The following is a 25716-nucleotide window of genomic DNA, read 5'->3' on the forward strand; positions in this document are numbered from 1 at the left end:
GCGACACCAGATTTTTTACAGTCATGCCCGGACAGAAGGCAGTGGGCACGCACTCTCTCGACGTACCCGCTGCACAAAAGCAATCCCCAACAAGACGATCGCACCCCCGGCCAAATAGGGCTGCAGCGGCTCAAAAAACTGCAGTGCGCCCGCGTAGCCGAGAGCGATGAGCACGAGCTTGTTGCACACCGGACATCCGACAGCAAAAAACGCCGCGATAGTGCCCGTCATCCCCAGCACGCCCGAGCGGCGCTGCTGCGCCTCATCTTTGCGGGCCACATACGTGGCCGCCACCAAACCCGAGAGCAGTCCCGTTGTGATGAGAACAGGCCACGCCCACGGAGTCGGAGGAATCTCGCGAACAAACCAGGGATTCGGAATAAGCACGGTAACGATCGCCACAACCACAACGGTGCCCGTCGCCATCGCCGCAGCAAAAATCCACCGCCGCAGTGGCCAGGTAGCAAGCTCTTGCCACAGCGAACGCTGTGTAGCAGCGGCTGGGCGCTCATCCGTCGTTGTCAAAACGAATCACCTCATACAGTTGCGGGTCGTCGGTGGCAACAACGGCCACTCCCTGCGTCGTCAACGCTACTGGTGCGGCAAAGCTTCCTTCGGCGAGCAGGCTGCCGTCCAAAGTGGCCAGAATTCGGCGCTGCCGACCGGTATCGATAAACAGTTGCTCGGTGGCTACCGCAGTTACGCGCGAACCCGCATCCACGGGCTGCCGCCACCTGATTCCCTCACCATCGACGAGCATCACGTGCGTCGCGCCGTCCATGGTCATGGTCAGCGCGGTGAGTGAGGCATCGGCCGAGACCGCAGCGCTGGTTACGGCGCCCTGCGCGAGCACCGCACCGGTAAAGACATGCCTGAGTTCACCCTCAGGCAGGGTCGCAAAGACATGGCCATGGCTGCGCGCAGTGTCGAGCGTGCCCGCACTACCCTGCCGCCACAGTTCACGGTTTGTCTGACTGTCGAAACCGACAAAATCCGAGCCGCCCGACAAGACAACAACGCCCGCATGCTCAAAAACAGGCGCCAGTTCCGCCTCGTGCGGATGCTCAACAGCACCACCATCGTCACCCCGTAACGTCTGCGTGGCCGCCGTTGCATTACTCAACACCGAGCCCACCGCGCCGGTAAAAATCACACCCGTTCCCCGCACCGGACCAATAACACCGCGCCCACTCCAGAGTTGCCCGCCCGAATCGGCACGAAAACCGCTCGCAACAGTCGTCTGTGCAATGACGCCATCATCGACCCGAGCATCCGAATCCAACACAACGACCACACGCACACCCGCAGCAGTCACAGAATCAGCCCAGCCCGAACATGAGGGGTTCGTCGCTAGCGTCCACCGAGTCGAGGAGTCGTCGAAGGCAACGATACGAAGGTCGTCGTGCGTAGCATCCGGAAACACAGCAGAAATGAAGACGTCGCCCACAGCGCGCGGGGGCGTGCTGACGGCCACCGTCCGCACGGAGTGGGCACCAGGAGGTAACGACACCGCTGGCGGTTGATCAACCGTGATAACAGCTGGTTCGACCGCAACAGGTCCGAGGCTCGCCGACGGTGCAAACGAAGTGCACGCCGCAAGCGTTACCGCTGCGGTCACAAGAACGAGGGCACCGAATGTCTGCCGCAAACGCGTCATTCGCGCACCGGAGCCTCATGGTCAGCAGAAACAGCGCCCCCGCGATCACGGCGAAGCCACACGAGAGCAGCAATAACCACGATGACTACCGCAGCGCCGGCAATAAACCATGTATCAGACACCGTCGAAGTCACAACACTCAGCCACGACTCCAACCGGTATTGGGTGCCAATCGATACGAAACCGGCCAGCTTCGCCGTGCCATCGGTCAGAAGAAGCACAACCCCGAGAGCAACCGACAGCAGGCCCGTCACAATCAGTGACCATGAGTTCTGCCAGCGGCCAATCGTGAGCGTGCGGGGTCGAAGCCATCGCACCATGCGGCCGCCAAAACGCTGCCACAACACCGTAATAATAAGGAGCGGTAGAACCATCCCGGCAGCATAGATAGCCAACAAAACAGCACCATAGGCGGCAGAACCACCCAGCGAAGCAAGCATCAGCACAGAACCCAGAATGGGCCCGGTGCACACACCCGCAACGGCATACACCGTGCCCAACAGAAACACTGAGAGCCCGGATGCCTCGTCACGACCGGTCTGACTGCGGCGCGTGATTCCTGGTAAAGGTACGCCCGTCGTCTGCAAAATGCCCAGCACGATCACCACGATTGCAACCACGGTGATGAGCACACCTCGATGCTCACCCAGCAGAGAACCAAATATTCCCGAAAAAACACCGAGCGGAATAAGAGTGACCAAAAGCCCGAGCGCGAAGAGCCCCACCCGCGAAAGCAGGCGGCTCGGTGACGTAAACGCGTAGGCAAAAAATGCCGGCAGCAGCATGACCGAGCAGGGGCTCAGCAGAGAAAGAACACCGCCAAAGAACGCACCAACGTAACCGATATCCATCGGCTTGACCGTATCAAGCCCGACCGTTGTATCTGCTGAGCGCCATCTAGCTGGCGCGTACTTTATTCTTCGTGAACCGAGACGATGTACTGCAGAATGACGTCGTTGCTTTCGTCATCGATAAGAATCGTTAGGCCCACATTCCAGTCGTTGCTTTCGAAGGTGGCGCTTTTGAGATTCTCCATATCAAAGGTGTTTGTTGCGGTGTACGCAGAGTCATTCTCAAAGGCGGCCAATACTTTCTCGGCCTCGGCCGCGTTGACCGCGAAGGTGGCGCTATAGCCGTTCTCTGATTTTATTGACATGCTCGGAGCTTTATCGGGCACCGGCAGATCGGGCCATCCATCGGGCAATGATGCGCCCGACCCGGTATCGAAACTGACGTCGCCACCGCTTGCCTCACCGATAACCTTTTCTACTCCACCCTTAACGATGGATTCGATGGGGTTAGCGCAGCCTGCCAAACTCAAGCCCAGGGCCAGAGCGCACGTGGCGCCCAGCGCGCGAAAGACGACGGTACCGGTCATGATGCTCCCTGAAACTGTCTATGAATGAAGAACAGTTTTCTACCGTACGCGGGCAGATGAAACATTCATGAAACATTCGGCGCGACACATGTCTCAGGCGCAGCATAGTGGCCCACACTACGATGGCGACCGAGCGGTTTACTGACGCTCGTTTCTCTCTGCGAAAGGTCGCTCATGCGTCGGCGATACACCACTGCTGTTGCTGCATCACTGATTGCTGTTACGGCTCTGCTCACTTCTTGCGTTTCGTCACCGGCATCCGACAGCGATGGGGCAGTGTCAGCTCCGGATGCGACCCTTAGGATCTCGGCAGATGCCATGCTGGCCGCGTACGGGTGGAACGATCTCAGTCCACGCGACCTGGTCGATACGCTCGATGCGCTGCCTCTGGCCGAGCGCCCCACCGACCTTATGGTGTCGGTGCGCGGCGATGAGTTGATTGTTATGGACGCACGGCAGCAGCAAGCGCAGATACCGATCGACGACATGTTTTATGTGTCGGCAGCGCCCTTTATTACGCAGACGCATGACTGTTATTACCACAGCCTGACGACGTGCGTCGGGGAGCTACGAAACACGGAGGTTCATGTCACAGTTATCGACGACGCCTCAGGTGAGATTGTTCTCGACGAACAGCGCACAACTTTCGATAACGGCTTCGTGGGTTTGTGGCTGCCCCGCGATAAAGAAATGACAATGACAATAACGAGTGCCGGCATGAGCGCAGTGGCATCGATAGACACCTCTGATCCGGATGCCGCAACGTGTCTGACCACGCTGCAACTAACCTCGGGGGCAGTCAGCGACTAAACGCCGCGCGTCACACGGGGCGTTAGCGTAGAGGTAGCGCCTGTCGGGTGCTGTGGACAAAAGAAAGAAGACGATGTGACTGAGCCCAGCGATCAGCAGGAAGCAGAAGAAACCCTCGACGCAAAGTTTAAAGCGGCATTCCGGCACCATCCGGCAGGTGTTGCTCTGGTAACGGCGCAAACTCCGCGGGGCCCGGTGGGGCTTACTCTTTCGAGTGTTGCGTCTGTGAGTGCCGACCCTGCTGTGCTCGTTTTTTCGGTCACACGTGCCACGGGTAGTGCCGGGGGAGTGCTGCATGCGCCCAGCATGCTCGTCCATTTTCTTAACCACGATCAGGCCGAACTTGCTGAGGCATTTGCGCGCACAGGCGCGCCGCGCTTTACTCCCGAACAGCAGTGGCAGGAGCTTCCTACGGGAGAACCCTATCTGGCTTCTGCCCGTGCTGCTCTGCGGTGTCGCATTCGGCAGACGGTGGCTGTGGGCGGGTCGGCGCTGATTCTGGCCGATGTGCTTGATGTGCTTCCGGGCCGTGTCAGTGACGCACTGCTCTACCACGATCGTCGTTTTGATCGCCTTGCTTCTGCTGTAGAAACGCAATAGGTGTTCTCAACGAAAATCGCGCGATATGTGGGGTACACCCAGGGGCAGGTCATCGAGGGCATCGGCGACAAGAGCAATAACCCCCTCCGCTGACCGTTGCAAGATACCTCTTACTCGCAGCGCTGAAGACTCGCGAGCAATTCTGCGATAGCGAGACCATAAGCCGGGGGAGCACACCACATTCACCATCCCGAATTCATCTTCGAGGTTCAAAAAGGTGATTCCTCCGGCTGTAGAGGGCCGTTGACGGTGCGTAACAACCCCGGCCACTTCGACTCGACGTCCGGGTTCGTGCAGAGCCAATTGCTGGGTAGAAAGCACACCTCGCTGTTGCAGGCTGGCGCGAGCATGAGCAAGAGGATGATCTGTCGTGCTCATACCCGTTGCTTGAAGGTCAGAGACGAGTTCGTCAAGAATGCTCTGATCCGTAAAAAGTGGCGGCTGCACGGCCATTACTGTTCCTTCTAAACGCTCCGGACGATCCTGTGCAGCAGTCCCTGCCTGCCACAGTGCCTCCCTGCGGTTCAACCCCAGACTCTCACAGGCTCCTGCTTCAGCAAGGGCTGCTACGTGCTCCTCAGTGATACCGGTGCGTCGCACCAGATCATGCAAATCGCGATAGGGGCCTCCGTGCTGTCGCTCGGACACAATTCGTGCGGCCACCTGTTCGCTCACACCCGCAACCTCAGTGAGACCCAAACGCACAGCATAGTGACCGTCTCGGCGGTGGGTGGCGCTGTCAGCTGCGGCATCCGGATCATAAGGGGGCACCGGATGCTGCTCGTAACCCACACACTCGTCACGACCCGTGGCACAGGCACTCTCGGCCAACGGCTCCAGATCGGTGTGCACGGCAGAGGTATGAAGGTCAGGGCGAAGCGCCTGCACGCCATGTCGGCGGGCATCAGCGACCAGCGTTGCTGATGAATAAAAGCCCATGGGTTGGGAACGCAGCAGTGCCGCTAAAAACGCTGCGGGATAGTGCAGTTTTAACCAGGAGCTGGCGTAGACCAGGAGTGCAAAAGAGAGGGAGTGAGACTCGGCAAAACCAAAATGCGAGAACGCTTGAATCTGCGCGTACACACGATCAGCAGTCTCATCGCTGAGGCCATTTCTTCGCATGCCCGCATAGAGCGAAACACGAATCTTTTCGATACGTTCATGACCGCGCCGGGAGCCCATTGCCCTGCGTAAAAGGTCGGCTTCGTCAGCTGTGCAGTCACCCAGCACGGTGGCCATACGAATGAGCTGCTCTTGAAACACCGGGACCCCTAGAGTTCGAGCCAGGATGGGTTCTACTAGAGGATGCACGTAGGTTACTTTTTCTTGCCCCAGTTTGCGGCGCACAAAAGGGTGCACGGCACCTCCCTGAATGGGGCCGGGGCGAATAAGCGCGATCTGAATCGCTAGGTCGTAAAAACTCCGTGGTCGCAGTCGGGGCAGCAGACTCAGCTGTGCTCGTGACTCCACTTGAAATACCCCAATAGCATCGGCCCGACACAGCATGTCGTACACCCCTGCTTCTTCTTTCGGGATGCTTTCCAGAGTCCATTTTTCTCCTGTTGATGCAGCAATCATGTCGCAGCAGTGCTGCACCGCTGCCAACATGCCTAAACCCAAAAGATCAAATTTCACCAGCCCCATCCAGGCCGCGTCATCCTTATCCCATTGAATAACCGTGCGCCCTTGCATACGGGCATGCTCTACCGGAACAACTTCGCCCACGGGCCTGCGTGTAAGAACCATGCCGCCCGAATGAATACCTAAATGGCGCGGTGTTTTTAGCAGGGCAGAGGCATAGGCGGTGACCTGAGCAGGAATATCGTGCTCACCGGATGCCTCCTTTAAGCCAGTATGTCGTTCTATCTGGCGCGACCACGAGTCTTGCTGGCCCGCAGAGAATCCGAGAGCGCGAGCTACGTCACGCACAGCATTCTTAGGACGATACTGAATAATGTTCGCAACCTGCGCTGCGCGATCTCGGCCGTAGGTGTGATAAACCCACTGGATGATTTCTTCGCGCCTGTCTGAATCGAAATCGACATCGATATCGGGTTCTTCTTCGCGCGTGGTCGCTAAAAACCGTTCAAAAGGAAGATCATAAAAAATAGGGTCAATGGCAGTGATGTTGAGCAGAAAGCACACGGCGCTTGCCGCTGCCGAACCACGGCCCTGGCACAAAATGTTGCGCCTGCGCGCTTCTCGCACGATATCGTGCACGATAAGAAAATAGCCGGGAAAATCTTTTTCTTCGATCACCGCGAGTTCTCGTTCAATGCGTGAGCGAGCCTCAGCACTGAGTTTCGGATACTTGTGCGGCACTGCTTGCCACACCAAAAATCGCAGGTAGCTCATAGGGGAGTGGCCTGAAGGAACCTTCATCTGGGGAAGCTGGGGCCGAGCAAGCCGCAACGGAAAGGCACACTCTTCAGCCACTCGAAGAGTGTGCCTAATAGCCTCGGGATACCGCCAGAACCGAGCCGCCATTTCTGCTCCGGAACGTATATGGGCGGAACCATGTGCAGGCAGCCACCCGTCAAGCTCATTCATGCTGCGTGTGGCACGGATGGCCGCAACAAGCTCTGCCTGGGAAGCCTCGGACGGGGTGGCATAGTGCACATTATTGGTGGCTACGACAGGGAGCCGATGCTGGTGGGCTAGCTCCGCAAGAGCATCGTTGTGCACGGTGTCGAGAGGATTGCCGTGGTCGATCAGTTCAACAACAACGTTGTCACGACCAAAAAGATCAACAAGGTGTCGCAGAGGCTGCTGGGCGTTGCCGCGGCGGAGTCCGCGACGAACAGCACCTTTGCGGCATCCGGTAAGAATCATCCAGTGGCCATCAGCACTAGCAGCAAGATCATCGCGGTCATAGACCGGACGCCCCTTTTCTTTACCGCGTAAGTGGGCCCGTGTTATTGCTGAAGCTAAGCGGTGATATCCCTCGTGACCTCGTGCCAGCACGAGGAGATGTTCTCCTTCAGGGTCGGCGACTCCATTCTGAGGTGCAGAAAGATCGAGTGATAGTTCAGCCCCAAAAATGGTGCGTACCGGGCTCTGCTCTGCTGCTTCAGCAAACTGAACTGCCCCATAAAACCCATCATGGTCAGTAAGCGCCAGTGCAGAGAGTCCTTGTCTTTCGGCCTCCCGCACAAGAGCTTCGGGAGAAGAGACCCCATCGAGAAAAGAAAAAGATGAGTGTGCATGCAATTCTGCATAGGTCGCCTCATCAGCTGTGGTTGAGTCTTCTCTGCCCACTGAAGAGAAGGATTCTGCCTGGTTGCGGCAGAGCAAAAACTCAGAGGATTCTTCTCGCTCGGCAAAAGAACTCTCTCTTCCGCTCAAGAGCCTCTCTACCGTTGACCAGGGCAACGGGGGATTGTTCCAGCCCCCCATTAGCTATATCGCCCCTCTGCCCACCACCGGTGACCAATGAGCGCAGCAAGCCAGGCCTGTTGCTGGTCATCGACAAACTGAAACCGGAATCCCTCCTGAGCCCTTTCGCTCCAGCGGCGAGAAGAAACAGGCCAGGGGCCTGCCCAAGACACGATGGGGCGGTGATCAAGAAAAGCAGGGGCGCGAGAGACCACTCCGCGTTCACTCACAGAAACAGGCTCACCTCCATGGTCATGAACGCTAATGCGGCGAGCGGGAACAAAAACCTCGGAGGGAACAGCGCTCTCCAGGTGCCCGGGCCAGGGCTGTGTCGGGTCATAAGGAAACATCAGGCGCTCACCGAAAGGCACACTGACCTGGCGCTCATGAAGCCATCGGCCACCGCCTACTCCCATGTGCACAACGCCTTCATGACCGAGTAGTGTCTGCACGCGAGAAACAACATGGTGCAGTCGTTCATGAGAGCCAGCACCAAAAAGACCAACATAGTGATGGCTAGCATCATCAACACCGGTGGGCACAATACGTACGGTGGTAATGCCTCTGGCAGCAGAACCCTCGGCAGTAGCATCCGGATGAGAGGCTAAAGATTCCGACTGCCACCGCACCCTATCGACAACCTCTGCTGCACGGAAGAAGGTGGGGTGCAGCCATGTGCGCGACCATGTTTGAAGATCATCATCAACCAGATCAATGCGCACCTGGGTGCACACCAGCTCTGCTGCATCGAGCAGCTCGATAACCTCATCAACCGTTGAGCGAACAGCAAAAGCAAGCTGATCACTGGCCATGAGTGGCGCCTCGAAATCAATCTCACGGATCAACTCAGGGGCAGGCGGTTGAGAAAAGAGGGGGCGAGAATCGGCTCCGCGCGCCCGGTCATACAAAGACACTGCTGATATGCCCCAGCGATCAATCACCTGCTGAGAGGTAAAAGAAGCAAAATCATGCAGCGTATGTACGCCTAAGCGCCGCAGAAATCCTGAAAGCGCGTTATCGCCCAGTTCATTAACAGAAAAAGGGGCAAGAAAACTGCCAGCATGACCGGGGGGAACCACAAGTAAACGCTCATTCTGCGGGGCTTTACGGGCAGCAACCTCTGCGGTAAAAATTCCGTCGGCCACTCCTATGCGAGTGTGGGTAAAACCGGCTTCGGCCAGCATGTGCAGCAACCATTTCGCTGCCTCATCTTCGCCGCCGTAATACCGTGCAGCACCTCGAGGGGGCAGGGCAATGAGTCCTGCACGCACAATCTGTGTGCCGGGAATCTGCTGTTCAACACGCCGAACAACCGGCAGGAAAGCGCGCATATCGCGGTCGGTATCGACCGGTAATAGTTGTAGTGAGGGAACCAAAGCCTGAGCTGCCCGCAGACTTTGGCCAGAATAAACACCCTGTTCTTGTGCGGCGCTACTACACTCAACAATTTTTCCTGCATGAGTAAGAGCAGCTGTCGGATGCGGCGGAAAGCCCCACACTGCCTGCACCGGCCACCGCGGAAACCACACCACCATAACTCGAGGTACTTCTTCGTTCATCCCGCTGTCCTCCACCGGTGAGCAGCATCAACAACGGTGCTGACCGCCTGCACCTGCCCCTGAGCATTAGGCATGATTACTCTCTGATGGCGAGGAGCCGGTAACCCCCGGATGCGGGCAGAAACAGTGACTTCACATTCAGAAATCACACCCCAGCCATTACCCAGGCCTCTCCATTCGGGTTGGCTGAGCCACAGTTCTCCCTGCTTATTGGGCCACTCGTAGTTCTCTGACGCAATGAGCACAGTGCAGGCACGATCGCGAAGACGAGCCTGAAAACGCTGGGCCTCAGCCGCAGAAATAGGTGTTGAAGGGTGCACCATAATCAGCGAAACAACTTCAGAAAGAGCAGAAATAACACTGAACCAGCGCTGGTGCGGATGAGGAACAACAATAAGGCGCTCAGGGTCAACACCCTGGGCCTCAGCCGATTCGATTCCGAAGGTTGGTAAACCAACAACAGCGCACCATGCCCCCTGCTGCGTCGCAGCCGCAATGAGTGCACTGGCTAAGCGCAGCGAGGGGGTAAACGTGTAGACAGCGCCGGACTGAAGCCCGCCCTCAGGCATCAAAGGTGCGAGCGCCGGAAGCAGCGGCACAATAGGCAGATCGCTGCGGCGTCGCTGCAGCCGCCCAATCTCGCGCTGTAAGTGGGCAATCGCCTGAAACTTATTGCCCCCATCAGGCGTCGCCAGCGCTGCCCGCGCGGATGCTCCCATAAAACCACCTTCGAACATTTATTCGATAGTAACAACGATAAATGGCATAGTAGTTCGTACATCTGACACGCAAAAGGGGGTTGTCCACAGCGGCCGTAAAACAGCAGCATCCGGTGGCGCTGCATGTCTACTCTGAGTCTCGTGATCACCTCTGCGATTTATACGGCCGCACTCACACTTGTCTACGTGGCCCTTGTAGCAGTGGGGTTGCTGCTGATCTGGATCGATATTCACGAGCATCGTCTGCCCAACCGTATTGTGATCCCTGCCACGATGAGCCTTCTTGTGCTCATTGGCCTCGACGCAGTCGTTACCGGGCAGCAGAGCAGTGCTTACCGGGGGCTCATCGGCCTGCTTGCACTGGGCGGTTTCTATTACTTTCTTCGCATGCTGAGCCGCGGAGGAATAGGAGGGGGAGACGTAAAACTGGCCGCCGGAATTGGGCTTATGCTGGCCTGGCACGGCTGGCTTCCCCTGCTCGTCGGGGCGGCTGCGGCTTTTGTGGTGGGCGCTGCCTTTGCCCTGTTTCTTATGATGCGGCATCGAGCCGATAAGAACACCATGATCGCCTTTGGGCCCTGGATGATCATGGGGGCAGCCATCGGCATCGCCGCAGCGTAGCGCCCGCTATGCACTCTTACTAACGCCAGTAGGGTAGTGCCATGGCAAGCGTGCAACCCCACGACAACTCTGCGCACACCTCGGGTGAGCGCAGTATTGAAATAGAACGCAAGTACGACGTCGACCCTTCAACAGCCTTGCCCGATTGGCTGGGATGCGCTGGCATCAGCGCGGTGTCTGAAGCCGAAGAGCGGCACCTCGACGCCGTATATTTTGACACTCCGGATGCTGCTCTCGCGCAATCAGGTACGGCTGTGCGTCGACGCACAGGAGGGCCCGACGAGGGCTGGCATGTGAAGGGGCCGCGCCGTGCAGACGGACGAGTAGAGGTGCAGTGGCCGCTCAGTGATGAGAAGCAACTGCCACAGGGGCTCATTGCCCATATTCACCCGATCGACGCCGAAACGCTGACTCCTCTCGCCCGTATTCAGAATGATCGCGTGGCTTTTCAGCTGAGCACAGCGGCAGGAGTAATTGCGGAGTTCGTCGACGACCACGTCACCGCCACCGATCTTCGCACCGGTGTGCAGCGGCAGTGGCGCGAGTGGGAGATCGAACTGGGGCCTGCTGCTCCAACAACTACTCAGCAGCAAGGAGAGCTTTTTGCCGCTGTCGAACAGGTGGTCATGGCGGTCGGCGGCAGGCCCTCGGCATCCGGATCAAAGTTGGCCCGCGCGCTGGGTGCCTAACCGTGCGCCCTCAAAGAAAAAGAACGACGAAGATGCGTGGTATGCGTCTTCGTCGTTCCTTTATCGCTGGGATGAATTAGAAGCTGATCATCTGCCCCGCTAGGCCGTGGAAGCCTTCTTGCATTGCTTCTGACAGCGTGGGGTGCGTGTGCACGTTGCGTGCCAGTTCGAGTGCGGTGAGATCCCACTTCTGAGCAAGCGTCAGTTCGGGCAAGAGTTCAGAGACATCAGGACCGACCATGTGCGCACCGATGAGTTCGAGATGTTCGGCATCGGCGATCAGCTTGACGAAACCAACTGGCTCGCCCAAACCGTGGGCTTTACCGTTGGCCATAAAGGGGAAGGTCGCAACTTTAATTTCGCGGCCTTCGTCTTTGGCCTGCTGTTCGGTGAGCCCGAAGGAAGCAACCTGGGGTGAGCAGAAAGTTGCCCGCGGCATCATGCGGTAGTCGCCCAGCGTCATTGTTTCGGCTTTACCAATAGTTTCAGCGGCGACAACACCCTGCGCTTCGGCAACGTGAGCGAGCTGAAGCTTGGCCGTGACATCGCCAATGGCATAGATGCCGTCAACGTTAGTGCGCATGTGGTCGTCGATGGCGATGGCACCGCGGTCGGTGAGCTCTACACCGGTGTTCTCGAGACCGAAGCCTTCGACGTTGGGTGCGAAGCCGACCGACATAAGAACCTTGCCGACCTCGAGCGAGTTTTTGCTGCCGTCTTTTGCCTCATAAGAGACAGTGACAGAGGATCCGTTGTCGGTAATCGTTTCGACGCGGGTAGATGTGAGCACTTCGATGCCGTAGTTGCGGTACTGCTTAGCAATTTCTTTTGACACGTCGGCGTCTTCATTGGGAAGAACACGGTCAAGGAACTCAATGATGGTGACCTTGACGCCGTAGTTTGTCATCACATAGGCAAATTCCATGCCAATGGCTCCCGCACCGACGATGGCGATGGATTCGGGAAGCTCGCGAGAAAGAATCTGCTCTTCGTAGGTGACGACGTTATCGCTGAGCGTGACACCGGGAAGAAGGCGAACCTGTGAACCGGTGGCAATGATGACGTTGTCGAATGTCACTTCTTCTGTTGTGCCGTCGGTGCGTGCCACAGAAATCGCTGTGGGCCCGGTAAAGGTTCCGCGACCCTCGTACTCGGTGACCTTGTTCTTCTTCATCAGGTAGTGGATGCCCTTGACGCGGCCATCGGCTACTTCACGGCTTCGGTCCCACGCCCGCCCAAAGTCCATGGTGATGTCTCCGGAGATTCCAAAGAAATCTGCTTTGTGCTGGAGGGTGTGGGCCAATTCAGCATTTTTCAGGAGTGCCTTGGAGGGGATGCAGCCTACGTTCAGACACACACCACCCCAGTACTTCTCTTCAATAATGGCCGTTGACAGACCCAACTGTGCGCTACGGACAGCGGCGACGTAGCCGCCAGGGCCAGCGCCGAGGATGACGACATCGTAATGTGGCATGCCTGCAAGCTTATCGCGCCTCATGCACATGCGGTGGCCGGGCGAAAACTATCACTGATTCCGGACTGAGAAACTGCCGTCTGCCCCTCCTATATTTCCGATAGTCTTGATTGTCTAGGAGGGCATCGTGACAGACAGTGAAAACCGCGGGGGCGGTCCGGGCGCTTTCCGGAGTCCCGGAGAAGACAGGCACGACACGACTCAGACGTTCGGGCATGATTCCGATTTGTCTTTCGTTCCGTTTGGCGCAGAGCTTTCCTCTGCTGAGCAATCAGCGATTTCTGCTCTACCCAGTGGCTCTGCTCTGTTACTGGTGCGCTCAGGCGCTATGGCTGGTGCCCGCTACCTGTTGTCGGCGGATGTCACGACGGTGGGCCGTCATCCCGAGGCCGATATTTTCTTCGATGATGTCACTGTTTCACGACGTCACGCAGAAATCATTCGCTCGGGCACATCATTCGAAATTGTTGACCAGCGATCACTTAATGGCACATACGTTAACGGCGAGCGCGTTGACCAGGGGCTTCTTGCCGACGGTTACGAAGTGCGTATCGGTAAGTTTCGTATGAATTTCTTCGCGTCTCCGGCAGATCTCGCGGCGGCAGAGTAATGGCAGCGGCAAAAGCCCGGGAGCGCACGGCGTCCTCGGGTCTGTTGAGTATTGGTCAGGTATTGGCCAGGCTCACCCCGGATTTTCCGCAATTGACGTCGAGCAAACTGCGTTTTCTTGAGGTGCAGGGCATTGTGAGCCCTTCGCGAACAGAGAGCGGCTATCGCAAGTTTTCTACTCCGGATGTCGATCGTTTGCGTCTTGCTTTGACACTTCAGCGGGACCACTATTTGCCGCTGAGCGTTATTCGCGAGCATCTCGATGACATTGATGCAGGACGATCACCCGACGCCCCTACACTGCCGGTGTCGATAACTCCGCAGGCACGTCACTATCGTCGCGACGACGTTTTGCGTGAATCGGGTGCTCATGCACAGCTGCTCAACGATGCAATTAGCACGGGGCTCATAGCCGCGGTAGAGACCTACTCAGAGCGCACGGTGGCGCTTTTACGTTCTCTTGTCGCTCTTGACCGCCACGGTATCGAGCCGCGTCATCTGCGAGTTTTGTCGCAGAGCGTGCAGCGTGAAATCACGCTGGTTGAATCTGCCTTGGCACCGCTCCTGCGTCGTACTGATTCGGTTTCGCGCGAGCGGGCTGCCGAAACGGCTCCTGAGCTCGCGGCAAAGATGGGTGAGGTGCGTCAAGCGCTCGTGAAAGAAGCGCTTGACCGACTGCTGTCGTAACAAACAGGTTGCGACACACCCCTGCATGCTGGGTGATGTCGTTGATCACTGTGCGCCTCTGCTCTAGCGTGGAGGTATCGGTTCAAAAAGAGGGGTGGCCATGGGTGTCGATGAGCGTGAGGAAATTTCGTCGTTCAGTGATGAGCTGCTTTTTACCGATGGTTTACCCGCTATGGACGACGAGGTTGGTTATCGCGGGGCAGTAGCGGCGAAGGCCGCTGGCATCACGTATCGCCAGCTCGACTACTGGGCTCGCACTGAACTGGTGGTGCCTACGGTTCGCGGCGCACAGGGTTCGGGATCACAGCGGCTCTATGGTTTTCGCGACATCTTGGTTTTGCGTCTCGTAAAGAGCCTGCTTGATACGGGAATCTCTTTGCAGCAGATTCGCGTAGCTGTCGAGCAGTTGCGTGCCGCCGGCATCCGGAATCTTAGCGGTACAACGCTGATGAGCGATGGTGCCTCGGTGTATCTCTGCACCTCTAATGACGAAGTTATTGACCTGGTCAGCCGCGGTCAGGGCGTGTTTGGTATTGCGGTGGGTAAGGTATTGCGCGAGGTCGAGTCGACACTGGTCGAGTTTGACGCGGCAGAACCGGATGCTCTTGATGAGTTGGCTGTGCGGCGCGCACGCCGAACCGCATAGCTTTTTGGCGGCTGGTTAGGCCTGCGGAGTCTCGGGTACGGGCACGCGGCCGGTTCGCACAATTCTGTCGAGCAGCTGGTCGAAGTCAGCGGCGAGTTCTTGCGCCGAGTCTCCTGGCCAGATGTGCAGCGGCTTTGCCGCACCCTGTGCCTGCTGGAGCGAAGTGCGTTCAGGAAGTTGCGGGCTCAAGACGAGCGGACCAAACATGTCGCGCAGCTCTTTAATGCGGAACTGATGCTCGATCGACTGCGGCCGTACACGGTTGACCACGATACCCAGTGGCTGTAGGCGCGGAGAAAGACCACGACGGATCTCTTCAATAGCGCGAAGAGCACGATCGGCCGCCGCGACCGAAAATAGGCCGGGTTCGGTCACAACAAGAACACGGTCACTCGCGGCCCATGCCGTACGGGTAAGTGCGTTGAGCGACGGGGCACAGTCGATTAAGACGAGATCGTATTCGGCTTCGACGGCGGCGAGAGCTTCTTCCAGCTTCCACACGTCGCGCACTGTCGGGTGTGGGCCATCAAAGTTAATGGCAGAGGGGCTGCCGATGAGCACATCGATGGCCCCCGGATGCACCTTGGCCCAGCCGCTGGTGGCAATAGCCTGCCGAACGGTTTTTTCTTTCGGGTTTTCCAAAACGTCGGCAATGTTAAGCCGTCCGGCGATTTGGATGTCCATCCCTGTGGACACATCGGACTGTGGGTCGAGGTCGACAACCAGTGTGCGGATTCCGCGGGCGAAGGCCGCAGAGGCCAGGCCCAGAGTCACCGTGGTCTTGCCTACTCCACCTTTAAGAGAACTGACGCTGAGTACGTGCACAAACACAACGTTACCGTCCCCTAGGCTGGAGAGACACTCAGCTCCACCCATTGCGTGTCTTTTGATATGCCCGATGAGCTTTTCGAGGTTCTTCATGTTCCAGAAAATTCTGGTGGCCAACCGTGGCGAAATCGCCATTCGTGCCTTCCGTGCCGCATACGAAGTCGGGGCCCGCACTGTTGCGGTGTATCCCTATGAAGATCGCGGTTCTTTGCATCGCCTGAAAGCTGATGAAGCCTATGAGATCGGCGAGCGCGGGCATCCTGTGCGGGCGTACCTGGATGTCGATGAGATCGTGCGCGTGGCGGTCGAGAGTGGTTCTGATGCGATTTACCCCGGGTACGGGTTTCTCTCAGAGAACCCCGAACTTGCTGAAAAAGCCGCGGCTGCCGGAATCGTGTTTATTGGCCCTCCCGCCTCGGTGCTTGAAATGGCGGGCGACAAGGTTGAGGCCAAGCGGCACGCCGTCGAGGCCGGTGTTCCGGTCTTGCGGTCGACGGATGCTTCTGACGACGTCGATGCGCTCGTAGCCCAGTCCGAAGACATTGGTTTTCCGCTCTTTGTGAAAGCCGTCGCCGGTGGCGGTGGCCGAGGCATGCGTCGCGTCGATAGTGCGGCAGAACTTGCGCCTGCCCTGGCCGAGGCGATGCGTGAGGCGGGGAGTGCCTTCGGCGACCCGCGGATGTTTCTTGAGCAGGCGGTATTGCGCCCCCGGCACATTGAGGTGCAGGTGCTAGCAGATAGCACGGGAGAAACCGTTCACCTTTTTGAGCGTGACTGTTCGGTGCAGCGCCGCCACCAGAAGGTTGTGGAGATTGCTCCCGCACCGCATCTTGATGACAGCGTGCGAGAGCAGCTCCATAAGCACGCGATCGCATTCGCCCGATCCATCGGATACCAAAACGCGGGAACAGTCGAATTCCTTCTTGAGACAGCAGGGGAGCGCGCAGGCGAAGCCGTATTCATCGAGATGAATCCGCGTATTCAGGTTGAGCACACTGTGACCGAAGAGGTTACCGATGTCGACCTGGTGCAGGCTCAGATCCGAATTGCGGCCGGCGAGACTCTTGATCAGCTTGGTCTGCATCAAGACAGTATTCAGCTGCGCGGTGCCGCACTGCAGTGCCGGATTACAACAGAAGATCCCACGCAGGGTTTCCGCCCTGACACCGGCAAGATCACCACGTATCGCTCACCGGGTGGTGCCGGCGTGCGCCTCGACGGCGGTACCGTGCATCAGGGCGCGCAGGTAAGCCCTCACTTTGACTCAATGCTGTCGAAGCTCACGTGTCGTGGGCGCGACTTCACGGCCGCGGTTGACCGGGCGCGTCGTGCACTGGCAGAGTTCCGCATCCGCGGGGTTGCCACGAATATCCCGTTTTTGCAGGCACTGCTCGACGACAGCTCTTTTGTCGCCGGCGATGTGAGCACCGCGTTTATTGATGAACGGCCGGAACTCTTGCAGGGGCGTAAGTCGAAAGACCGCGGCACCAAGGTGCTGAACTGGCTGGTGGATGTCACCGTCAATAAACCTCATGGGCAGCATCCGGGGTTTGCTGACCCCCGCACAAAACTGCCCGCCCTCGATGTGCGCGCCGAAGCACCTGCGGGTGCCAAGCAGCGCCTCGATGAGCAGGGCCCAGAGAGTTTTGCGCGCGCACTGCGTGAACAGAAAGCCCTTGCCGTTACCGACACCACATTCCGCGATGCCCACCAGTCACTGTTGGCGACGCGCGTACGTACTCGTGACCTTGTTGACGTCGCACCGCATATTGCACGTATGACGCCGCAGTTGCTGTCGGTGGAAGCCTGGGGCGGAGCCACATACGATGTGGCGCTGCGGTTCTTGGGAGAAGACCCCTGGGCGCGACTTGACCGGATGCGGCAGGCTCTGCCCAACATCCCGTTGCAAATGCTTCTGCGTGGCAAAAACACGGTGGGCTATACCCCGTACCCGACACAGGTGACCGACGCGTTTGTCGCTGAGGCTGCGCGGAGCGGCATCGATATTTTCCGCATTTTTGATGCCTTGAACGATGTTGACCGGATGCGACCCGCCATTGATGCTGTGCGGGCTACAGGCACCGCCGTTGCCGAGGTAGCGCTGTGCTACACGGGCGATCTGCTCAACCCGCAGGAGCCGCTGTACACACTCGACTACTATCTGCGGCTTGCCGAACAGATGGTTGCGGCCGGTGCCCACATTCTGGCCATTAAAGACATGGCTGGCCTGCTGCGGCCCGCTGCGGCGGCACGGCTTGTTACGGCACTGCGCGAAAACTTTGACCTACCGGTGCACCTGCACACGCATGACACGGTGGGCGGGCAGTTGGCGACGCTGTTGGCCGCCAGCGCCGCGGGGGTTGACGCCGTCGATGCGGCCTCTGCTCCGCTATCAGGAACAACCAGCCAGCCTTCTCTTTCAGCGCTCGTGGCAGCACTTGCCCACACCGAGCGTGACACCGAAATCAGCGAAGACGCTGTTGCTGAGCTGGAGCCCTACTGGGAGTCGGTGCGTCGACTGTACAAGCCCTTTGAAGCGGGGCTGCCCGGCCCGACAGGGCGCGTCTATCGACACGAGATCCCCGGTGGCCAGCTCTCGAACCTGCGCCAGCAGGCGAAGGCACTCGGACTCGTGGATGACTTCGAACTCATCGAAGACATGTATGCCGCGGCCGACCGTATTCTTGGCCGGGTGCCGAAAGTAACGCCCTCGTCCAAAGTTGTGGGAGACCTCGCACTGCACCTCACAGCAGTGCGGGCCGACCCCGAAGACTTTGAACAGAACCCCGATAAGTACGATATTCCTGACTCGGTGGTTGCGTTTATGGCGGGCGAGCTGGGTGAGCTTCCCGGCGGTTGGCCGGAGCCATTCCGCAGTAAGGTGTTGGCCGGTCGCGACGTACGTCTTGCAGAAACAGACGTGCCTGATGAGCAAGCAAAAGCCCTCGAAAGCACCGACAGTGGTGAGCGGCGCCAAGCGCTCAACACACTGCTGTTTCCTGCCCCCACGCAAGAGTTTGCGCGCGTACGCGACCAGTACGGAGATCTTTCGGTGCTCGACACTTGCGACTACCTCTACGGGCTTGTCCCGGGGCAGGAGCACGTCGTTGAAATCGATCGCGGAGTGCTCCTGTATGTCGGACTCGAAGCCATCGGCGACGCCGATGATCGAGGCATGCGCACTGTGATGACGACACTGAATGGACAGCTGCGACCCATTATGGTTCGCGACGCGTCGATTAAGGTCGATATTCATGAGGTAGAGAAGGCCGATACAACGAAGCCGGGGCAGGTGGCAGCACCATTTTCTGGTGTTGTGACCGTGAAGGCTGCCGTCGGTGATACGGTAAACGCCGGTGATGCTGTCTGTTCTATCGAGGCTATGAAGATGGAGGCAGCTATTACCGCGCCCATCGATGGTGTGGTGGAACGGCTGGCAATCGGCCCCACACAGCAGGTTGATGCGGGCGACCTTTTGCTCGTTATTCGTCCGGCACACTAACCTTGTGCGGGCGAGACGATCGCCCGAGCTTGGAGTGCATAATGACCTCAGACCGGTTGAACCCAGTCTCTGATGACCACGATCCCTTAGATATTTCTGAGGACGCCGCGAGCGTTGACGCTGCAACGATCAACCTGCTTGGTAACGCGACGGCGCAGGTCAGCGTGGTTTTGCCTGAATCGCACGATGAACTGGACGATGATGACGTCGTTGAAGACGAGGTCATCATCGTGCCAGCACATGATGAATCGTTGAACGGGCACGACAATACCGATCACGATGATGCGGAGCCAGGCGAGGTCGATCGCGATGATGACGTCGTCGATGACTCCGCCGATACTGCTGAGGCCGAACGCTCTGACGCTGCCGAGGGCGAAGACAGCGGCGCTGGAGGCGACGGCGACCCCGTAGATACGTCAGTCGACGGCAATATCGAAGTAAACGCCGACGATTCGCTCCACGGCGCTGATGTCGGTGCCGCTGAAGGCAGTGTTGCTGAAGACAGCGTTGGCGAAGACGACCCCTTTGCGTTCCTTGACCTCGCTGACGACACGGCGACAGAGCCGGATGCTGCGGTAGAAAGCAGCGAGCCCGAAGTATCGACGACGCCCCCGGACGGCGCAGGGCAGGAGAGCGCGGATGAAACCGGAGTCGAGGTGACCGATGAGGCGACCGACGAGGGTGCCGATGAAGTCGCCGACGCCGTCAATGATGCAGATAGCGATGACGCTGGTCATGGCGCCTTCGTAGCCGAAGTCGTCGCCGCACTGTCTACGGGCGCTGTTCGTGTTGTTAACCATGCGCGCGCTGATGAAGACATCGAAGACGCCGTGGTCGTCGATGCCGATGAGACAATCACTCCAGCACCCGTCGGTGCTCAGAAGGCAGAGGTAACCGTGGTGAACAACGACTCGACCCCTTCGTCTCGACCAGATATTCATTTGGCATCCAAGCGTCTCAACGACCTCGGTGAACGCGACCGTGAGGGCGCTGATCGGCTCACTGCTGACCGTCTTCTCGATCCTCATCACCAGGTGCGTCCTGAGCCCGAAGGTATGTGGCAGCAGCTGCTGTATACCCTCACGCGAGGCAAGGTTAACCTCGGTGACAGTAGAGCCGCACGGCAACGTAAAGAACTTACGTCTCGTATCTCGGCAGCGCTGCCGGGCGGGGCACATTTTGTTCCTGTTCTCTCACGCAAGGGCGGAGTAGGAAAAACCACAGTAACGGCGCTGTTGGGTATGGCGATGGCCGACGCCCGCGAAGACCGGGTCGTCGCAGTCGACGCTAACCCTGACCGAGGCACGTTGGCGGATCGCGTGGAGCGCCCCAGCAACCGTACGGTGCGCGACCTTGTGCGTATTCACGACCAGGTACATGGTTTTGCCGATATTTCGGCGATCGTTAGCCGTGATGCAACGCGCCTCGATGTGTTGGCTTCCGACTCTGACCCGCATGTTTCTGAAGCCTTCGGCGACGAAGACTACCGTAAGGTGGCCGATGTTGCGGCGCGCTTTTACTCGCTCGTGCTGACCGATACGGGCACAGGTATTGTGCACTCGGTGATGGATGCAACGTTAAACACCGCTGATCAACTGGTTGTTGTTGCTGGTCTCAGTGTTGATCAGGCCCGACTGGCATCCGAAACCCTCACGTGGCTCGAAACAAACGGGCACCGCGATTTGGCACGGTCGGCCGTTGTTGTACTCAATCAGGTTGTGCCGGGCGCATCGCCCGTGCGGGTTGAAGAACTCGAGTCGCACTTCGCCTCTCGAGTGCGAGCGGTTGTTCGTGTTCCCTATGACGCAAGCCTGGCCTCGGGAAGCTCCGTCGGTTTCGCGGCGTTACGGCCTGAAACACGCCGCGCAGCCCGCGAACTGGCAGCAGCCGTCGTCGACGGCCTTCGTTCTGGGAACTCTTCGTGAGTGCACGTGATATTCGCCTATACGGCGACCCGGTATTGCGCACGGTGTGCGCACCCATCGACACCATTGACGAAGGCGTGCATGCCCTGGTGAGTGATCTGCTCGACTCTGTTGCGCTGCCCGGGCGCGCAGGTGTCGCCGCCCCACAAATCGGGGTCGCGCTACGAGCATTTAGCTACAACATTGATGGCGACATCGGCTACGTGCTCAACCCCACCCTGGTAGAAGTACGAGGAGAACCAGAGCTCGTCGGTGAGGGGTGCCTCTCGGTGCCTGGTCTCTGGCACGAGACGCCACGGTACCCGTGGGCACGGGTAGAGGGCATCGATCTTGATGGCCAGCGGGTAGTGCTCGAAGGCGACGGCCTCTTGGCGCAGGCGCTACAGCACGAAACCGACCATCTCGATGGCAAGGTGTATCTAACCAGGCTCACTCCTGAGGTTCGCAAGATTGCTATGCGGCAGGTTCGTGAAAGCGATTGGTTTTAGGCGAACAATTCGCGATCGAATGCGAAACGCCGGAGGCTCCTCGAGAAGAGCCGCCGGCGTTTCGTTTATTCAGGTTTAGCCGAGAGCCACGTTGGTGGTGTGCACTGCTTCGTTGTAGATCGAATCGATCTCTGCCGCGAAGTCCTTGAGGATCTCATGCCGCTTGATGGAAAGCTTGGGCGTGAGGTGTCCGCTGTCTTCTGTCCATTCGACGGGAAGAATATAGAACTTGCGGATGGACTCAGCTCGCGAGACGCGCGAGTTGGCCACATCGATCGCGCGCTGCACCTCCGCGCGCACGGCATCGTTGTTTGCCGCATCGGCGAGCGACATATCGGCGGGCAGGCCATTGTTCGCCAGCCAGGTGGGCAGCATTTCAGGGTCGAGTGTGATCAGCGCAGAGATAAACGGCTTCTGATCACCAACAACAACAACCTGGCTGACAACAGGATTAGCCCGTATCGGATCTTCGAGGGCCGCAGGAGAAACATTCTTGCCACCGGCCGTGACAATGATTTCTTTCTTTCGTCCCGTGATAGTCAGGAAGCCCTCATCATCGAAGGTGCCAAGGTCGCCTGTGCGGAACCAACCGTCATCGAAAGCCTCGTCAGTGGCTTCTTTGTTGTTCCAATATTCTTTGAAGATATTGATGCCGCGGATTTCGATCTCGCCGTCGTCAGCCAGCCGCACGCCAACACCGGGGAGCGCGGGGCCCACTGTGCCGATTTTCGACTTATCAGCCAGGTTGACCGTTGCTGGAGCTGTTGTTTCGGTGAGACCGTATCCCTCCAAAATAACCACTCCCAAGCTGTGGAAAAAGTGGCCGAGGCGCGCACCCAGCGGTGCGGAGCCGGAAATGGCGTAAACAACGTTTCCGCCCATGGCCTCGCGCAGCTTCGAATAGACGAGTTTGTCGAACAGTGCGAACTTCATGCGCAGGCCGAAAGGAATTTTCTTTCCCTGCTCCTGGAGACGAGAATATTCGATGGCAGCGTCGGCGGCGGCGCGGAAGATTTTTCCTTTGCCTCCGCCCTCAGCCTTTTGTTCGGCCGAGTTGTACACCTTTTCAAAAACGCGCGGCACCGCCAGCAAGAAGGTGGGCTTAAACGAGCCGAGTGCGGGGAGCAAATGCTTAGTGTCGGGTTGATGCCCGGTACGCACCCCGGCGTGAACGTTGAGGATGGAAATAAACCGAGCAAAAACATGCGCTGTTGTAATAAACAGCACGGTTGAAGCGCCCGGTGTGGTCACCACTTCGTTCAGAGCAGCGGCAGAGTTTCGCGACAGCTCAACAAAGTTGCTATGCGTCATAACACAGCCTTTGGGGCGACCGGTTGATCCCGATGTGTAGATGAGCGTTGCCATGTCATCACCAACAGCGAGTTGCCGGCGGCGGTCAATCTCAGCATCATCGACGTCGCGGCCCTGCGCAACGAGAGTGTCGATCATCCCAAGGTGCATCTGCCACACTTCGCGAATGAGCGGAAGATCACTGCGCACCTCATCAATCCGCGCGAAATGCTCCGGGGATTCAACAATGGCTGCTGTCGCGCCGGAGTCTTCAAGAATCCACTGGATTTGTGACGGAGAACTGGTCTCGTAAATCGGTACCATCACGGCGCCGGCATAAAGCAACGCGAAGTCGATAAGCGTCCACTCGTAAGTGGTGCGCGCAAGAAAACCAATTCGTTCGCCCGGCTCGATTCCCGCCGAGACAAAACCTTTCGCCAGCGCGATAACGGCAGCGTGAAAATCTTTGGTTGAAATATCACGCCATCCCTCGCCCTCTGGCACAGAGAATAAGGCGAGGTTCGGAGTCTTCACCAAGCGGTCTTCTAAAAGATCAGTGATATTGGCTTGGGGGTCGGCTGGCACAATGGCTGGCACTTCGAACTGAACCACGGTAACTCCTTCGGCACCGATACGGGTACGGCTGTCTTCTGAGTCTAGGGCACCGCACGCGCTTATGCGGGTGGCATCCGGTAGAAAGTCGCAGGGAGCGATAGACTTCCCGCGATGTTCTATTGGCTCATGAAGTATGTGGCGATCGGCCCGTGGGTGAAGGCAATCTTCCGCCCCTGGATGACGGGGCGCGAAAACGTTCCCCAGGAGGGTGCGGCAATTCTTGCCAGCAACCACCTTTCATTTGCCGACTCGATTTTTCTGCCACTCATGCTCGACCGGCCCATGTCTTTTCTTGCTAAGAGTGACTACTTCACCGGACGAGGGATAAAAGGGTGGGCCACGCGTTTCTTTATGAAGGCAACGGGCCAATTGCCCATTGATCGTTCGGGCGGGAAGGCCTCAGAGGCCTCTCTGAATACCGGTTTGCAGGTCTTGGGGCGGGGAGACCTCTTAGGCATCTATCCGGAAGGCACCCGAAGCCCCGATGGTCGTTTATACCGCGGGCGCACCGGAATTGCTCGCATGGCGCTCGAAGCCAAGGTTCCGGTTATTCCGGTCATCATGGTGGATACCGACCTGGCTATGCCCATTGGCCAGCGCGTTCCGCGGCTCGTACGCGTAGGAATCGTGATTGGCGAGCCGCTGGACTTCTCGCGCTATGCCGGGATGGAAAACGACCGTTATATCTTGCGGTCGGTCACGGATGAGATTATGGTCGCGCTGCAGCGACTCGGAGAGCAGACGTACGACGATGTTTACGCTTCGACGGTGAAACATCGTCTCCCCGAAAAATCGGTGCGCAAGTAGCACTTACCCACAGTCGTTTGTCACACGAGACAGCAGGGTGCTCAGGCACGACTAGGATTGAGGAATGCTCCAGCACCTCGACGCCCTCGACGCGTGGCGCTCGCTTCCCATCAAACAGCAGCCTCAGTGGTACGACACCGCCCGGGTAGCAGAAGTTACGGCACAGATCGCCAGTCTTCCGCCCCTGGTATTTGCCGGTGAGGTCGATAACCTTCGTGATCGGTTGGCCCGTGCCGCCGATGGCAAGGCTTTCTTGCTGCAGGGTGGGGACTGCGCTGAGACGTTCGCGGGCGCTACTGCCGATCAGATCCGTAATCGCATTAAAACCGTCCTTCAGATGGCGGTTGTGCTGACTTATGGTGCCTCGATGCCAGTGGTGAAAATGGGGCGCATGGCTGGGCAATTTGCCAAGCCGCGCTCCAGCGACACCGAAACACGAGGCGACGTCACGCTGCCCGCCTATCGCGGAGACATCGTGAACGGTTTTGACTTTACCGAGGGGTCGCGCCGTGCTGACCCCGACCGGTTGCTGCAGGGCTATCACACGGCCGCATCGACGCTCAACCTGATTCGAGCCTTCACTCAGGGTGGCTTTGCTGATCTCCGCGAGGTGCACTCGTGGAATCAGGGGTTTGCCAAAAACCCCGCCAACCAGCGCTACGAGCGGATGGCGGTGGAAATTGATCGCGCCATCAAGTTCATGGAAGCAGCGGGTGCTGATTTTGATGAACTGAAGCGCGTGGAATTCTTCACGGGCCATGAGGGACTGCTCATGGACTACGAGCGTCCCATGACACGCATTGATTCACGCACAGATCTGCCGTACAACACGTCGGCACATTTCGTGTGGATTGGTGAACGCACGCGTGACCTTGACGGAGCGCATGTCGACTACTTCTCGCGCATTCGTAACCCCATCGGCGTTAAGCTCGGGCCGACCACCACACCAGAAACCGCTCTGGCACTGATTGACAAGCTCGACCCCCAGCGCGAACCGGGACGACTGACGTTTATTACTCGCATGGGTGCCGGAAAGATCCGTGACGCTCTGCCGCCGCTGCTTGAAGCGGTCCGTGACTCCGGAGCACGCCCGCTGTGGGTTACCGACCCCATGCACGGAAACGGGATTACTTCGGCGACCGGTTACAAGACCCGCCGGTTCGACGACGTCATTGACGAAGTCCGCGGCTTCTTTGAAGCCCACCGAGCAGTAGGCACGTTCCCCGGTGGAATACACGTTGAGCTCACAGGAGACGACGTCACCGAGTGCCTAGGGGGCTCCGAACAGATTGACGAAGAAGGACTAGCAACACGCTACGAATCGCTGTGTGACCCGCGGCTCAACCATAAGCAGTCGCTGGAACTCGCTTTTCTCGTGGCAGAAGAACTCGAAAAGCGCTAGCTTCGATTTTTGATAGTGATGGCCCTCATCGGTGG

At 58.3% G+C, this 25716-nt stretch carries 22 protein-coding genes; 12 read left to right on the forward strand and 10 right to left on the reverse strand.

Annotated features, from left to right (window positions below):
- Window positions 1-21: 21 nt before the first annotated feature.
- From ACQUSW_RS00325 to ACQUSW_RS00340, 4 genes are all read right to left on the reverse strand, one after another.
- A complete protein-coding gene (locus tag ACQUSW_RS00325) occupies window positions 22-525 on the reverse strand; it encodes a hypothetical protein (RefSeq protein WP_428930303.1) in 504 nt (167 codons plus the stop codon).
- Complete coding sequence (locus ACQUSW_RS00330; RefSeq protein WP_428930304.1) at window positions 509-1657, reverse strand: hypothetical protein; 1149 nt, start codon at window positions 1655-1657, stop codon at window positions 509-511. Before ACQUSW_RS00330 ends, ACQUSW_RS00325 begins: the two co-directional genes overlap by 17 nt.
- Entirely contained in the window at window positions 1654-2508 is an 855-nt protein-coding gene (locus ACQUSW_RS00335) for a cytochrome c biogenesis CcdA family protein (RefSeq protein WP_428930305.1), read from the reverse strand. Before ACQUSW_RS00335 ends, ACQUSW_RS00330 begins: the two co-directional genes overlap by 4 nt.
- Window positions 2509-2570: 62 nt before the next feature.
- Window positions 2571-3035 carry a hypothetical protein gene (locus ACQUSW_RS00340; protein WP_428930306.1) on the reverse strand — a complete coding sequence of 155 codons (465 nt, stop codon included), beginning with the start codon at window positions 3033-3035 and terminating at the stop codon, window positions 2571-2573.
- A gap of 174 nt (window positions 3036-3209) precedes the next feature.
- On the opposite strand from ACQUSW_RS00340, the gene ACQUSW_RS00345 reads away from it, so the two are divergent.
- Window positions 3210-3845, forward strand: coding sequence for a CueP family metal-binding protein (locus ACQUSW_RS00345; protein WP_428930307.1), 636 nt, complete (start codon window positions 3210-3212; stop codon window positions 3843-3845).
- Window positions 3846-3920: 75 nt separating this feature from the next.
- The gene (locus tag ACQUSW_RS00350) at window positions 3921-4445 is read left to right on the forward strand and encodes a flavin reductase family protein (protein ID WP_428930308.1); all 525 of its coding nucleotides are present in this window, start codon (window positions 3921-3923) and stop codon (window positions 4443-4445) included.
- A gap of 6 nt (window positions 4446-4451) precedes the next feature.
- On the opposite strand, the gene ACQUSW_RS00355 is transcribed toward ACQUSW_RS00350, so the two are convergent.
- The 3 genes from ACQUSW_RS00355 to ACQUSW_RS00365 are packed head-to-tail and all read right to left on the reverse strand — an operon-like array spanning window position 4452 to window position 10116.
- Window positions 4452-7841, reverse strand: coding sequence for an error-prone DNA polymerase (locus ACQUSW_RS00355; protein ID WP_428930309.1), 3390 nt, complete (start codon window positions 7839-7841; stop codon window positions 4452-4454).
- On the reverse strand, window positions 7841-9379 hold the full coding sequence (locus tag ACQUSW_RS00360) for a DNA polymerase Y family protein (RefSeq protein WP_428930310.1): 1539 nt from the start codon (window positions 9377-9379) through the stop codon (window positions 7841-7843). The genes ACQUSW_RS00355 and ACQUSW_RS00360 overlap by 1 nt, the downstream gene beginning before the upstream one ends.
- Window positions 9376-10116: a hypothetical protein gene (locus ACQUSW_RS00365; protein WP_428930311.1), complete on the reverse strand. Its 741-nt coding sequence runs from the start codon at window positions 10114-10116 to the stop codon at window positions 9376-9378. Before ACQUSW_RS00365 ends, ACQUSW_RS00360 begins: the two co-directional genes overlap by 4 nt.
- Before the next feature lie 105 nt (window positions 10117-10221).
- Here ACQUSW_RS00365 and ACQUSW_RS00370 point away from each other — a divergent pair, with 105 nt between their 5' ends.
- Both ACQUSW_RS00370 and ACQUSW_RS00375 read left to right on the forward strand, forming a co-directional pair.
- Window positions 10222-10719 (forward strand): prepilin peptidase, encoded by a 498-nt coding sequence (locus ACQUSW_RS00370; protein ID WP_428930312.1) that lies wholly within the window; start codon window positions 10222-10224, stop codon window positions 10717-10719.
- Between the two features lie 41 nt (window positions 10720-10760).
- Window positions 10761-11408, forward strand: a complete 648-nt coding sequence (locus ACQUSW_RS00375) for a CYTH domain-containing protein (RefSeq protein ID WP_428930313.1) — start codon at window positions 10761-10763, stop codon at window positions 11406-11408.
- Window positions 11409-11484: 76 nt separating this feature from the next.
- Here the strand turns inward: ACQUSW_RS00375 and lpdA are convergent, their stop codons facing one another.
- Window positions 11485-12882 (reverse strand): dihydrolipoyl dehydrogenase, encoded by a 1398-nt coding sequence (gene lpdA / locus ACQUSW_RS00380; RefSeq protein WP_428930314.1) that lies wholly within the window; start codon window positions 12880-12882, stop codon window positions 11485-11487.
- A gap of 127 nt (window positions 12883-13009) precedes the next feature.
- On the opposite strand from lpdA, the gene ACQUSW_RS00385 reads away from it, so the two are divergent.
- From ACQUSW_RS00385 to ACQUSW_RS00395, 3 genes are all read left to right on the forward strand, one after another.
- Window positions 13010-13492, forward strand: coding sequence for an FHA domain-containing protein (locus tag ACQUSW_RS00385; RefSeq protein ID WP_428930315.1), 483 nt, complete (start codon window positions 13010-13012; stop codon window positions 13490-13492).
- Window positions 13492-14178, forward strand: a complete 687-nt coding sequence (gene ftsR, locus ACQUSW_RS00390) for a transcriptional regulator FtsR (RefSeq protein WP_428930316.1) — start codon at window positions 13492-13494, stop codon at window positions 14176-14178. Before ACQUSW_RS00385 ends, ftsR begins: the two co-directional genes overlap by 1 nt.
- A gap of 100 nt (window positions 14179-14278) precedes the next feature.
- Complete coding sequence (locus ACQUSW_RS00395) at window positions 14279-14824, forward strand: MerR family transcriptional regulator (RefSeq protein WP_428930317.1); 546 nt, start codon at window positions 14279-14281, stop codon at window positions 14822-14824.
- Between the two features lie 15 nt (window positions 14825-14839).
- Here ACQUSW_RS00395 and ACQUSW_RS00400 read toward each other — a convergent pair whose 3' ends face one another.
- The gene (locus ACQUSW_RS00400) at window positions 14840-15649 is read right to left on the reverse strand and encodes a ParA family protein (RefSeq protein ID WP_428931239.1); all 810 of its coding nucleotides are present in this window, start codon (window positions 15647-15649) and stop codon (window positions 14840-14842) included.
- Window positions 15650-15743: 94 nt separating this feature from the next.
- Here ACQUSW_RS00400 and ACQUSW_RS00405 point away from each other — a divergent pair, with 94 nt between their 5' ends.
- The 3 genes from ACQUSW_RS00405 to ACQUSW_RS00415 are packed head-to-tail and all read left to right on the forward strand — an operon-like array spanning window position 15744 to window position 21567.
- Window positions 15744-19154 carry a pyruvate carboxylase gene (locus tag ACQUSW_RS00405; RefSeq protein ID WP_428930318.1) on the forward strand — a complete coding sequence of 1137 codons (3411 nt, stop codon included), beginning with the start codon at window positions 15744-15746 and terminating at the stop codon, window positions 19152-19154.
- A 41-nt stretch (window positions 19155-19195) separates the two neighbouring features.
- Window positions 19196-21079 carry a MinD/ParA family ATP-binding protein gene (locus tag ACQUSW_RS00410; protein ID WP_428930319.1) on the forward strand — a complete coding sequence of 628 codons (1884 nt, stop codon included), beginning with the start codon at window positions 19196-19198 and terminating at the stop codon, window positions 21077-21079.
- Entirely contained in the window at window positions 21076-21567 is a 492-nt protein-coding gene (locus ACQUSW_RS00415) for a peptide deformylase (protein WP_428930320.1), read from the forward strand. Before ACQUSW_RS00410 ends, ACQUSW_RS00415 begins: the two co-directional genes overlap by 4 nt.
- Before the next feature lie 75 nt (window positions 21568-21642).
- Here the strand turns inward: ACQUSW_RS00415 and ACQUSW_RS00420 are convergent, their stop codons facing one another.
- The gene (locus ACQUSW_RS00420) at window positions 21643-23469 is read right to left on the reverse strand and encodes an AMP-dependent synthetase/ligase (protein WP_428930321.1); all 1827 of its coding nucleotides are present in this window, start codon (window positions 23467-23469) and stop codon (window positions 21643-21645) included.
- A gap of 114 nt (window positions 23470-23583) precedes the next feature.
- Here ACQUSW_RS00420 and ACQUSW_RS00425 point away from each other — a divergent pair, with 114 nt between their 5' ends.
- Window positions 23584-24279 (forward strand): lysophospholipid acyltransferase family protein, encoded by a 696-nt coding sequence (locus tag ACQUSW_RS00425; RefSeq protein ID WP_428930322.1) that lies wholly within the window; start codon window positions 23584-23586, stop codon window positions 24277-24279.
- A 64-nt stretch (window positions 24280-24343) separates the two neighbouring features.
- Window positions 24344-25681 carry a class II 3-deoxy-7-phosphoheptulonate synthase gene (locus tag ACQUSW_RS00430; protein WP_428930323.1) on the forward strand — a complete coding sequence of 446 codons (1338 nt, stop codon included), beginning with the start codon at window positions 24344-24346 and terminating at the stop codon, window positions 25679-25681.
- The last annotated feature ends 35 nt before the right edge of the window (window positions 25682-25716 follow it).

The sequence above is a fragment of the Microbacterium luticellae genome, assembly GCF_050408645.1.
Taxonomy (GTDB): Bacteria; Actinomycetota; Actinomycetes; order Actinomycetales; family Microbacteriaceae; genus Microbacterium.

What these genes read in the sequence shown, in the direction of transcription:
- ACQUSW_RS00330 (WP_428930304.1), bottom strand. Translation starts at nt 1,657, where the DNA reads ATGACGCGTTTGCGGCAGACATTCGGTGCCCTCGTTCTTGTGACCGCA.
- ACQUSW_RS00335 (WP_428930305.1), bottom strand. Translation starts at nt 2,508, where the DNA reads ATGGATATCGGTTACGTTGGTGCGTTCTTTGGCGGTGTTCTTTCTCTG.
- ACQUSW_RS00340 (WP_428930306.1), bottom strand. Translation starts at nt 3,035, where the DNA reads ATGACCGGTACCGTCGTCTTTCGCGCGCTGGGCGCCACGTGCGCTCTG.
- ACQUSW_RS00345 (WP_428930307.1), top strand. Translation starts at nt 3,210, where the DNA reads ATGCGTCGGCGATACACCACTGCTGTTGCTGCATCACTGATTGCTGTT.
- ACQUSW_RS00355 (WP_428930309.1), bottom strand. Translation starts at nt 7,841, where the DNA reads ATGGGGGGCTGGAACAATCCCCCGTTGCCCTGGTCAACGGTAGAGAGG.
- ACQUSW_RS00360 (WP_428930310.1), bottom strand. Translation starts at nt 9,379, where the DNA reads ATGAACGAAGAAGTACCTCGAGTTATGGTGGTGTGGTTTCCGCGGTGG.
- ACQUSW_RS00365 (WP_428930311.1), bottom strand. Translation starts at nt 10,116, where the DNA reads ATGTTCGAAGGTGGTTTTATGGGAGCATCCGCGCGGGCAGCGCTGGCG.
- ACQUSW_RS00370 (WP_428930312.1), top strand. Translation starts at nt 10,222, where the DNA reads ATGTCTACTCTGAGTCTCGTGATCACCTCTGCGATTTATACGGCCGCA.
- ACQUSW_RS00375 (WP_428930313.1), top strand. Translation starts at nt 10,761, where the DNA reads ATGGCAAGCGTGCAACCCCACGACAACTCTGCGCACACCTCGGGTGAG.
- lpdA (WP_428930314.1), bottom strand. Translation starts at nt 12,882, where the DNA reads ATGCCACATTACGATGTCGTCATCCTCGGCGCTGGCCCTGGCGGCTAC.
- ftsR (WP_428930316.1), top strand. Translation starts at nt 13,492, where the DNA reads ATGGCAGCGGCAAAAGCCCGGGAGCGCACGGCGTCCTCGGGTCTGTTG.
- ACQUSW_RS00395 (WP_428930317.1), top strand. Translation starts at nt 14,279, where the DNA reads ATGGGTGTCGATGAGCGTGAGGAAATTTCGTCGTTCAGTGATGAGCTG.
- ACQUSW_RS00405 (WP_428930318.1), top strand. Translation starts at nt 15,744, where the DNA reads ATGTTCCAGAAAATTCTGGTGGCCAACCGTGGCGAAATCGCCATTCGT.
- ACQUSW_RS00410 (WP_428930319.1), top strand. Translation starts at nt 19,196, where the DNA reads ATGACCTCAGACCGGTTGAACCCAGTCTCTGATGACCACGATCCCTTA.
- ACQUSW_RS00425 (WP_428930322.1), top strand. Translation starts at nt 23,584, where the DNA reads ATGTTCTATTGGCTCATGAAGTATGTGGCGATCGGCCCGTGGGTGAAG.
- ACQUSW_RS00430 (WP_428930323.1), top strand. Translation starts at nt 24,344, where the DNA reads ATGCTCCAGCACCTCGACGCCCTCGACGCGTGGCGCTCGCTTCCCATC.